The organism is Sphaerisporangium sp. NPDC049457, assembly GCF_055586705.1.
The window spans coordinates 128,228-138,660 of sequence record NZ_JBVJHR010000027.1 but is presented as its reverse complement, the minus strand read 5'-3'; the positions used below and the strand labels follow the sequence as shown (position 1 = coordinate 138,660).

Below are 10,433 nucleotides of genomic sequence, written 5' to 3'. Positions count from 1 at the left end.
TTTAACACACTGTTGAGTTCTCAAGAAACGGACGCGTACACCAACCGGAAACCAGACCCACAGGGCCCGACCCCCGTCCGGGGCGTTCATCTCGTATTCTTAAACTTTACCAGTTTCGGACGATCCCCGTCAAATCAACCGATCTGCCGCAAACCGCTCAAAACTGCTAAAATTCGATGTCCTGTCTCCAGGGCAACCCCTCTAACTTACCAGACTCGCCGGACAGATGCCACATCAGTGCATCAACCGGGAGGAACCGGGCAGTTGGAGAGCTTGCGGGCATGCCAGCAGTCCGTAAGATTTTTGGGATCTCGCGGGGGCTGATCACCGCCCAACGAGGGGAAACTCTAGCAGCTTCCCAAGAGTGCCTGAGGCCACTTCGGTAGTCGGTAAACCTTTCCCGCCTCTCAGCCATCCCAAACAGCGAGCGATTCGCGCCGGGGCAACCCGTCGGCAAGTCATCCGCAATCGCCAGACGTTACGAAGAGGGTGCGGGACTCCGCTGGTGCCACCCTGGCGCCCGGATCCCCGCCCGTGGAGGTGGTCATCATGACGCGGTCGGAGTTCGACGACATCCGTGCTCACATCGCGGCCGAGGAGGGCGGCTCCGACGATCTCCTGCAGATCGCCGGCACCCTGCTCGACGACTTGGAGCAGGCGCGACTGCGCGAAGCGACCCTTCGCGCCCACTACCTTGGCCTGTTGACGGCCGCCCGGGCGACCGTCGCCGCGGACGCGATCGGTGACCCCGACCCGCTGACATTCCTGCGGCATGAGTTGGGCAAGAAGGGACAGCTTCCCGGCGGCGAGGACGAGGTCCTGCGCATCCTGTCGGACATCCGCTCGGCGGAGGCTCTGCTGGCCCAGCTTGAGCAGCGGCCGGCGAGCCGTCCTCGGCCGAGCACCCGGATGCGCCGGTGCGAGGGCGTCGCCCGCAGACTGCCCCGTTGATCAACCATTCCGGCGATTTCGGCACAGCAAGCTCACGTGTCGAGATGACTCGCTTTGCCGTGACATGAGAGTCGCCCTGCGAGACTTCCCCCCATGTGGACGCGGGGACTGAACTGGGCGGCTGTCACCTTGGTAGCGCTGTTCGGCATTCTCTGGCTGGGCGTGGTGGTGTTCGCCGCCACGACCACGCCCGGGTGGCTGCGCGCCGTCCAGATCGTCTTCAGCGTCTGCCTGATCGGGTGGGCGGGCAGGAAGTCGATATGGCTGATCAGGGCGACGGCGTGAGTCATTTGGCGTCGGCGTAGCAGGACACCGCGACGGCCTCCATGGGGATGCGCACGGGAGTCTCCCCGAAGAGCAGCCGGGTGGCCTGCGCCGCCGCCCGGCTCACCGCCGCCGACACCTCGGCCACCAGGCCTTCAGGACAGTGGACCATCACCTCGTCATGCTGGAAGAACACCAGCCTGGCGGGTGCGGGCAGCAACCCGCGCAGCAGCGCCATCAGCACGAGCGCCCACTCGGCGGCGGTCGCCTGCACGACGAAGTTGCGGGTGAAGCGCCCACGGTCGCGAGCCGCGCGGCTTCCCTCGGGACCGGACACCAGGTTCAGCCAGTGAGCCGACGGCGGCGGGGAAGTGCGCCCGAGCCAGGAACGTACCAACCGGCCTTCCTCGCCCGCCTTGGCGGCCTCCTCGACGAACGCGTAAGCGAGCGGGAACCGCTGCCGCATCATCGCCAGTAGCTTCGCCGCGTCGCCGCTGGTGCCGCCGTACATCGCGGAGAGCATGGCGATCTTGGCGTTGTCCCGCGCGCCGCCGAAGGCCTGGGCCAAAGCCGCGTACAGGTCGATCTGACCCGCGGCACGGGCGAGGCCCCGGTCGCCGGCCATCGCCGCCAGCACCCTCGGCTCCAGCTGCGCCGCGTCGGCCACCACCAGCCGCCACCCCTCGTCGGCGACCACCACGCGGCGCATCACCTTGGGGATCTGCAACGCCCCGCCGCCGCTGGTGGCCCAACGTCCCGACACCACGCCTCCCACGACGTACTCGGGATGGAACCGGTGCCCGCGAACCCATTGGTGCGCCCAGGTCCAGCCGTGGAAGCTGTGCAACCGGGCGAGCTCCTTGTAGGCGAGCAGCGGCGCGACCGCGGGGTGGTCGACCTGCTTGAGCACATGAGACCTGGTCGAGGCGACGGTGAGACCCGCCGACTTGAACGCCTTGACGATCTGCTGCGGGGAGTCGGGATTGACCGTGTGCCCGAACGCCGCGCTCACCTGGTCGGCGAGGGCCTGGAGCTTCGCCGGGCGCATGCCGTGCACGGGTTTCGGGCCGAGCAGCTCGCTCAGCAGCGCGTCGTGCAGGTCTTCGCGCCAAGGCATGCCGTCGTGGCCCAACTCTGCGGCGATCAGCGCCCCAGCGGACTCGGCGGCGACGAGCAGCCGGAAACGGCCGGGATGCTCGGCCGCATCGATGCGTCTCAACTGGTCGGCGTACACCGCGGTCACATCGACCTCGGCCGGCTCGGGCTCGAAGAGGGTGTCCTGGACGGCGTGCGGACCGGCCTCGTCGGCGGGCACCGGCAGGCCGCGCAACCGCGCGTAAGCCGCATGGGCCGACCTCGGCTCGCCGTACCTGCCCTCGTGGGCGAGAAGCAGCGACTCGGTGAGCGTGAGGTCGTGGCAGCGAGCCACCCGGACGCCCTCGGCGATCAGCTGCGGGTAGAGCGCGCGCGTGTCGGCCCAGACCCACCGGGGTTGCGCGGCATGTTCGAGATCGCGGACGGCCTGCGCCAGATCTCCGACGCGCCTGGCATGCTCCCCCAAGGGCCGCAGCGTGCCGCCATCCGCGTCCGCCGTCACCGCGATCCGCATAGCGGCAGACTATCCGAGGGCGCCGACAGCTCTTCGATCACAGGTTCGAGTGCGGCTCCGGCCATGGAGGGCCGCAGGACGCCGAGGAAGCAAGGAGATCACATGCTCACGCTGATCCGGGCCGCCCATCCGGGACCCACGGTGGTCGTCACGACGGTGGGCTGCGCTCTCGCGGCGGGCGTGGGCAGGGGCCTCGGCGGCACCCTGCTCACCGGCGCGGCGGTGCTGAGCGGTCAGCTGTCGATCGGCTGGAGCAACGACTGGATCGACCGGGCGCGCGACCGCGCCGTCGGCCGGACCGACAAGCCGCTCGCCGCCGAGCCGGCCACGCCCACCACGCCGGCCGCGTCACGCTCGTACGGTGCGCATGATCGGCCCGGCACGTCGCGCGGGGCAGGCGCACCCCGCGGGACTGAGACGTCAGCCACCTCGGGCGGTTCTCGTGAAGCGGCCGCGGGGGGCCTCGCATCGCGCACGGTCGCCCGCGCCGCGTTCGTGGCCCTGGCGGCGTGCGTGCCGCTGTCGCTGGCGAACGGCGTCCTCGCCGGCCTGGTACACCTGGCGGCCGTGGCCTGCGGCTGGCTGTACAACCTGCGGCTCAAGGCCACGGTGGCGTCCCCGCTGCCCTTCGCCGTCGCCTTCGGGTTGCTGCCGGCGTTCGTGACCCTCGGTCTGCCCGGACGGCCGTGGCCCGCCTGGTGGGCTCTGGCGGCCGGAGCGCTGCTCGGCATGGGCGCCCACTTCGCCAACGTGGTGCCCGACCTGCCGGACGACATCACGCTCGGGGTGCGCGGACTGCCGCAGCGCCTCGGGTCCACGGGAGCCCGCCTGGGCGCCGCCGTACTGCTCGTGGCCGCGTCGGCGGTGATCGGCCTGGGTCCGGACGAGCGCACCGGGGCGGTCACCGTGGTGGGGCTGTCGGCCGTCGTGCTCGCTCTGGGCGGCGGGCTGCTCGCCGCGCGCGGGAACGTACGCCGGGCGGCCTTCGCGGTGACCGTCACGGTCGCCGTGATCGACGTCGCGATGTTCGTCGCCCAGGGGAGCCGGCTCGTGTGACACACGCGAGCCTCAACGGTGGCCGACACGGAAGTCGGCCGCCGGGACGCAAGTCGGCTGCCGGCATGGGAGGCGGCCGCCGGATCTGAGGCGGTCGGCGGGATGGGAGCCGGTTGGGGGCGGATACGAGAAAGGCCCTGGTCACTTTCGTGACCAGGGCCTTTGTGGTAGCGGGGGTAGGATTTGAACCTACGACCTCTGGGTTATGAGCCCAGCGAGCTACCGAGCTGCTCCACCCCGCGTCGGCTTGCTTTGAAAGACTATCGGCCCCGAAGGGCACTGGCAAATCGTCGCCGACCGGCCGCCTCGGGCCGGGATCTCGCGGATCCCGGCCCGAGAGCGTGGCTACGAACTCGGCGCCGGTGAGGCGCTCGGCGCCGGGGTGCCGGTGGCCGCCGCCGCTGCCGAGGGGTCGGGCGTCGGCGTCGCAGAGGAGGACACCGACGGCGACGCCGTAGGCGTTGCGCCCTTCTGCTTGTCCAGCGCCGACTGCAGTTGCTTCAGCGCCTCGGCGAGCCGCTTCTGCGCTTCGCCGTACGCCGCGAAGTCACCGCTCTTGATCGCCTTCTGGCCGTCGTCGTAGGCCTTCTGGGCGTTGTTGTAGGCGGCGGTGAGGTCGGTGGCGACCGCGTTGGCCGGCGGCTGGTCGGGCGTCGTCGGATTCGTCGGACTCGTTGGAGTCTGCGCTCCCTGGCCGAAGATCTGGCCCAGCGCGTCCTTCAGATTGCTGCCGATGCCGACGTCGCTGCCGAACGACACCAGCACGCGGAACAGGGTCGGGTAACGCGCCGAGTTCTGCACCTTCGGCTGGACGTAGACCGGCTGGACGTACAGCAGGCCCCCGCCGAACGGCAGGGTCAGCAGGTTGCCGTTCAGCGTCTCGGTGGTGCCGCCGATGCGCAGATCGTTGAGGACGCTCGCCGCCTTGGTGTCGAAGGCGTTCTGCGCCTGCTTCGGACCTGGGATCGTCGTCTCGCTCGGAAGCTGCAGAATGCGGATCTTCGCCTCAGCTCCCGCCGTCGCGTCCACCGCCATGAACGCCGCCAGGTTGTCACGCCCGTTGGGGACCATGGTGGTGGTCAGCGAGAACTTCGGCGTGGTCTCGTTCGGCATCCGCAGCGTCACGTAGTACGGCGGCTGCTTGGTCTTCGAGCTCGCAGGATCCTCCGGCACCTTCCAGAAGTCCTGGCTGCCGTAGAAGGCGTCAGCGTTGGTCACGTGGTACTGGCCGAGGATGTCGCGCTGCACCTTGAACAGGTCTTCGGGGTAGCGCAGGTGGGCCATCAGCTCGGGCGAGATCTTGGACTTGGGCTGGACGACGCCGCCGAAGGCCTTTTCCCACGTTTCGAGCAACGGGTCGTTCTCGTCCCAGCTGTACAGCGTCACGTTGCCGTCGTAGGCGTCCACCGTGGCCTTGACCGAGTTGCGGATGTAGTTGATCTGGTCGCGGGGCTGCTGTGGCGTCAGGAAGCGGTCGGTGGAGGTGTCGCGGGTCATGTCACCGAAGCTCCGGCGCTCGGAGTACGGGTAGTCCTCCGACATCGTGTAGCCGTCGATGATCCACAGGATGCGCCCGTTGACGATCGCCGGGTACGGGTCGCCGTCCAGCGTGAGGAACGGGGCGACCTGCTGCACCCGCTCGCGCGGGTCGCGGTTGTACAGGATGCGCGACTTGTCGTTGATGGACGACGACAGCAGCAGGTTGGTCTCGCTGTACTTGGCGGCGTAGAGCATGCGGGTGAAGAAGTTGCCGATGGGCACGCCGCCCTTGCCCGCATAGGTGTTGTTGACCTGCCCGTTGCCGTTGTTGCTCTGCTCGGGGTAGTCGAGCTCCTTGTTGGCGCCGCCGACGATCGAGTAGTCGGGCGAGTGCTCCCCGAAGTAGATGCGCGGCTCGAACTTGCCGAGGCCGTCGGTCGGGGGGATGTCCTTGACCAGGAAGTCGGGCTTGCCCTGGGGGTCGGTCGCGCTTCCCGGGCTGGCGACGAAGCCGTACCCGTGGGTGTAGACCAGGTGGTCGTTGATCCAGTTGCTGTCCGGCGGCCTGCCGATCTCGCGCACCGCGACGACCGTGTCGCGCGACACCCCGTTGATGGTGTAGCGGTCGACGTCGAGCTGCTCGGGGAACTGGTAGTAGCCCTTGATCTGCTGGAGCTGCTCGTAGGTCGGCGGCAGCACCGTCGGGTCGAGCAGCCGGACGCCCGGGATGGTGGAGACCTCGCTCTGGATCTCCTGCTGGCTGCCCTGGGTCTTGGCGCTGTACGGCGTCACCTCGGCGCCGGCGACGCCGTAGGCGTCCCGGGTGGACTTGATGTTGCTGTCGATGAACTGCCGCTCTTTGCTCTGCTGGTTCGGCTTGACCTGGAACTGCTCGACCAGCACCGGGTAGACGCCGCCCACCAGGACGGCGGAGAGCACGAGCAGGCCGAGGCCGACGCCCGGAAGCATGCCGCCGGGCCGGATCACGCCGGCGAAGAACAGCACGGCGCAGATGAGCGCGATGATCGCCAGGATGCTCTTGGCGGGCAGCACGGCGTTCACGTCGGTGTACGACGCGCCGAAGACCTTGCCGCGGTCGGAGAAGACCAGGCCGTACCTGTCGACCCAGTACGCGACGGCCTTCAGCAGCACGAACAGGCCGACCAGCACCGACAGGTGCACGCGGGCGGCGCGCGTGGCGTGCAGGCCCGGCGAGTTGAGCCGGAAGCCCCCGTACAGGTAGTGGACGATCGCCGCGGCGATGATCGAGATGATCACCGCGGTGAACAGGAAGTTCAGCACCATCCGGATGAACGGATAGGTGAACATGAAGAACGAGACGTCGATCTTGAACAGCGGGTCGACCTTGTCGAAGGGCGTCCCGTTGACGAACAGCAGCCACGTCTTCCACTGCCCGGCGGTGGAGGAGCCGGTGAACAGGCCCAGCACCGCCAGCCCGACGATGAAGATCATCTTCCGGTGCGGGTCGAGCGCCGCGCGGTAGCGGTCGGCGCCCTGCGCCGGGCCGCCGAACATGCCGATGCCGAACAGCGGCCGCGACCGGAAGGCGATGAGGATGTTGGCGCCGACGATGCCGCCCATGAGCAGCGCGCCGAAGATGAACAGCAGCAGCTGGGTGACGAGCATCGTCGAGAACACCGAGGTGTAGCCGACCGAGTCGAACCATAGCCAGTCGGTGAAGATGCCGGCGAAGACGAAGAAGAAGATGACGATCGCGACCAGCGTGATCGCGACGGGAACGAGAAGCCGCGGTCGGCGGGGCAATCGCATCGCCCGACCCGCGCCGGGGTTCCGGAAGGTCAAGGCCCACCCCTAGATTTCACGAGTAACGGTCCGTGTCTGGCAACCTACACCGGTGGTGGCGCGGTCACATTCTGAGCTCTGAGCACGGTCGGGCCACAACTTGCGCCCGGTTCGCCGGTGGACGACCGCCAAGGAACGCGGCCTCCGGACAGGCTCGGAGAGCTGGTGGCGCCGCTGGATGAGACGCGCGTGTCCATGGGACCCAACGCCTCGGACGGGCGACGGGTTCCCCGTAGTTGAGCAAAGCGTGATCATCGGGCCGGCCACGGCGTCATCGGACCGGGCATTCCGGCACCGGCCCCGAGCCCGTGCGCAGCGCGTCGATCGCCTGGACGGCGTCATGCATGGTCTCGACCTTCACCAGGCGCAGGCCCTCGGGCGCGGCGGGAACGGCGTCGTCGCAGTTGTCGGCGGGGGTCAGGAAGATCGTCGCCCCGGCGTCGCGCGCGCCGACCATCTTCTGCTGGATGCCGCCGATCGGGCCCACCTTGCCGTCGGCGGTGATCGTGCCGGTGCCCGCGATCGACTTGCCGCCCGTGAGCGCGCCGGGCGTGAGCTTGTCGTAGATGCCGAGCGAGAACATCAGCCCGGCGCTCGGCCCGCCGACGTCGCCGACGTTGACGTTGACCTCGAAGGGGAACTTGTAGCGCGTGCCGCCCATCATCACCCCGACGATGGCGCCGTCCTTGCCGGCGATGGTGCCCACCTCGACGTCCATCGGCTTGCCGTCGCGCACGATGCCGAACCGGACCTGCTCCCCCGGCTTGTGCTTGCGTACGGCCGCGCCGACCTCGTCAACGGTGCGGACCGTGACGCCGTCGACCGTGTTGATGCCGTCACCCGCGCGCAGCTTGCCGTCCGCCGGCTTGCCCTTCTGGGTGCTGGCCACGCCGACGAGATAGCCGATGGGGATCTTCAGCTCGGTCAGCGCCGCGGCGGTGGCGTCCTGCTGGGAGCTGCTCATCTCCTGGGTGTTCTGCTGCTCGACCTCTTTGACCGTGACGGTCTTGGGGAACAGCGTCTCCTCAGGGACGACGGCGACGGTCGGGTCGACCCAGCCGCGCAGGGCGGTGAGCAGGTCGATGTGAGCGCTCGGACCGCCCTGGTAGGCCACCGTGACCAGGCTGAGCTTGCCTGATGTGGGATAGGTCTGGCGGCCCGAGATGCTGATGACCGGCTTGCCCTTGACGTCGCCGAGGGTGTTCTCGGTAGGGCCCGGGCTCAACGCGACGTACGGCACCGGAAGCAGCGCGCCCGCGCCACCGAGCACGAGCGTGAGGACGCCCGCCATCATCAACGTCAGACGTCGTCGGGACATGGACGCAACTCTATGCGCTTACCACGGCCACGGTTACGCGGACACACACAGGGCGGACATCCAGGTCAATCACTGCTTCCACCGGGCCTCCGCACCCCCCGCCCACCCCGCGGTGGGCATCACTCGCCGGCGCCGACCCATTCGGTGGAGCCGTCGGTGAAGACCTGGTGCTTCCAGATCGGGACCTCGTTCTTCAGGTCGTCGATCAGGCGCCGCGACGCCTCGAACGCCTCACCCCGGTGGGCGGCGGCCACCGCGACGATCACCGCGGCGTCGCCGAGCCTCAGCTCGCCCACCCGGTGAACCGCCGCCAGCGCCGTCACCGGGAAGTCGGCCGCGACCTTCTCGGCGACCCGGCGCAGCTCGGCCTCGGCCGTCGGATGCGCCGAGTACGACAGCAACGTCACCGGCTTGCCGTGGTCATGATCGCGAACGGTGCCGACGAACAGCGTCGTACCACCGGCGCCGTGGTCACCTACGGCGGCGAGCACCTCCTCCACCGAAAGCGGAGTGTCTCGAATGCCGAGCAATCGAATGGCGTTCACGCATCGAAGCCTACTGTGTTTGTTCTGCCTCGCTCCGCTCGGCGGGCCCGGGGCGCCTTCGAGGCGGCGCCCTTCGTCGTCATCCAGGCTCGTTCCTCACCCTCCTTCCTCCTCAGAACACCGCCGCGCCCCAAGCCGCGTTTGTTCTGCCTCGCTCCGCTCGGCGGGCCCGGGGCGCCTTCGAGGCGGCGCCCTTCGTCGTCATCCGGGCTCGTTCCTCACCCTCCTTCCTCCTCAGAACACCGCCGCGTCCCGAGCTGGGGTTAGATGCGGCGTTTGCGGCGGGCTCGGCGGACTATGGCGGCGGTGCCGATCACGGCGACGGTGGCGCCGGCGGCGGTGAGGGTGGCCTCCTTGCCCGGCAGGCGGCGGCCGACGACCGCGTGGCGGCCCTCGCGCAGCTCCAGGAGCTGCTGGAACGCCGCCTCGTTGGTCCAGGTGGGCTTCCACCCGGCGGCGCGCAGGGAGGCGCAGTCGACCACCCAGGGGTAGACGACGTAGTGCAGGTCGGTCGCGGGGGCCGGGGTGATGCCGAGCCGGTGCAGGCGCTGCGCGGTGCCGAAGGTCAGCCCGGCCGGCAGCTCGAAACGCCGCAAACCCGACAACTCCTCAACCTGCTCCATCTCGAGCCATCCGTCGCTGCCCACGGTGACCACCCCGGACACCTGGCCGAGCGCCGCCAGCTCCAGCGCCGTGACGAGGTCTTCGACGTGGCAGAACTGCCAGCGGGGGGCCGAGCCCTTGACGGTCAGCAGGCGCGGGGCCTCGAAGTGGCGGGTGACCACGGTGTCCACGCCCGCGCCGACCACCGCGGCCGGCCGCAGCACGGTGACCTCCAGGCCCGGATGGCTGCGCAGGGCGCGGCGCACGAGCGCCTCGATCTCCAGGTGGTCGCCGACGACGCCGGAGTCGGGCTCGGCGGCGACCGGGGCGTCCTCGGCCAGCGGCACCGGGTTGTCCGGCGCCGCCCCGTACACCATGGCGCTGGTCACGACCACCACTCGCCGCACCCGCGCGGCGGCGGAGGCGGTGAGCACCGTCTGGGCGGCCCTCAGGTTGTATCCGCGGCGCTCGCCAGGGTCGGAGTCGAGCCGGTAGTCGGCGGCCAGGTGCACGAGCACATCGACGTCGGATATGCGGTTCGCCAAGAGCGGATCTCGAACGTCGATCACCCGCCAGGTGACGTCCGCGACGTCTCCCCGCTGATCGTCGATCGCCACGACGCGGCGGAAATCCGCAGACGAGGCGACCCGGGAGAGGAACTCTCTCCCCAGACCCGATGCCGCGCCGGTGACGGCGACGACCGGCGGCCGGAGGCGTTTCGAGGTAGTCACGAGGTCCTCACTTTGCACTGATCCGCCCTGCGACGGATAACGTGGCGGATGTG

At 69.3% G+C, this 10,433-nt stretch carries 8 protein-coding genes and 1 tRNA gene; 3 read left to right on the top strand and 6 right to left on the bottom strand.

The window, feature by feature from the left end; translation table 11 throughout:
- Positions 1-549: 549 nt before the first annotated feature.
- The gene (locus tag ACZ6QO_RS34255; RefSeq protein WP_465857031.1) at positions 550-951 is read left to right on the top strand and encodes a hypothetical protein; all 402 of its coding nucleotides are present in this window, start codon (positions 550-552) and stop codon (positions 949-951) included.
- Positions 952-1,044: 93 nt separating this feature from the next.
- Positions 1,045-1,236, top strand: coding sequence for a hypothetical protein (locus ACZ6QO_RS34250; protein ID WP_465857029.1), 192 nt, complete (start codon positions 1,045-1,047; stop codon positions 1,234-1,236).
- Position 1,237: 1 nt separating this feature from the next.
- Here ACZ6QO_RS34250 and ACZ6QO_RS34245 read toward each other — a convergent pair whose 3' ends face one another.
- On the bottom strand, positions 1,238-2,824 hold the full coding sequence (locus ACZ6QO_RS34245) for a bifunctional 3'-5' exonuclease/DNA polymerase (protein WP_465857027.1): 1,587 nt from the start codon (positions 2,822-2,824) through the stop codon (positions 1,238-1,240).
- Positions 2,825-2,926: 102 nt separating this feature from the next.
- On the opposite strand from ACZ6QO_RS34245, the gene ACZ6QO_RS34240 reads away from it, so the two are divergent.
- Complete coding sequence (locus ACZ6QO_RS34240) at positions 2,927-3,880, top strand: UbiA family prenyltransferase (protein WP_465857025.1); 954 nt, start codon at positions 2,927-2,929, stop codon at positions 3,878-3,880.
- Positions 3,881-4,045: 165 nt separating this feature from the next.
- On the opposite strand, the gene ACZ6QO_RS34235 is transcribed toward ACZ6QO_RS34240, so the two are convergent.
- The 5 genes from ACZ6QO_RS34235 to ACZ6QO_RS34215 all read right to left on the bottom strand — a co-directional run bounded on the left by ACZ6QO_RS34235 (position 4,046) and on the right by ACZ6QO_RS34215 (position 10,398).
- Positions 4,046-4,122, bottom strand: a tRNA-Met gene (locus tag ACZ6QO_RS34235).
- Between the two features lie 103 nt (positions 4,123-4,225).
- A complete protein-coding gene (locus ACZ6QO_RS34230) occupies positions 4,226-7,150 on the bottom strand; it encodes a UPF0182 family membrane protein (RefSeq protein WP_465857023.1) in 2,925 nt (974 codons plus the stop codon).
- A 304-nt stretch (positions 7,151-7,454) separates the two neighbouring features.
- A complete protein-coding gene (locus ACZ6QO_RS34225; protein ID WP_465857021.1) occupies positions 7,455-8,501 on the bottom strand; it encodes a YlbL family protein in 1,047 nt (348 codons plus the stop codon).
- 119 nt (positions 8,502-8,620) lie between these two features.
- Complete coding sequence (locus tag ACZ6QO_RS34220) at positions 8,621-9,046, bottom strand: molybdenum cofactor biosynthesis protein MoaE (RefSeq protein WP_465857019.1); 426 nt, start codon at positions 9,044-9,046, stop codon at positions 8,621-8,623.
- Positions 9,047-9,309: 263 nt separating this feature from the next.
- On the bottom strand, positions 9,310-10,398 hold the full coding sequence (locus ACZ6QO_RS34215; RefSeq protein WP_465857017.1) for an NAD-dependent epimerase/dehydratase family protein: 1,089 nt from the start codon (positions 10,396-10,398) through the stop codon (positions 9,310-9,312).
- Between the last annotated feature and the right edge of the window lie 35 nt (positions 10,399-10,433).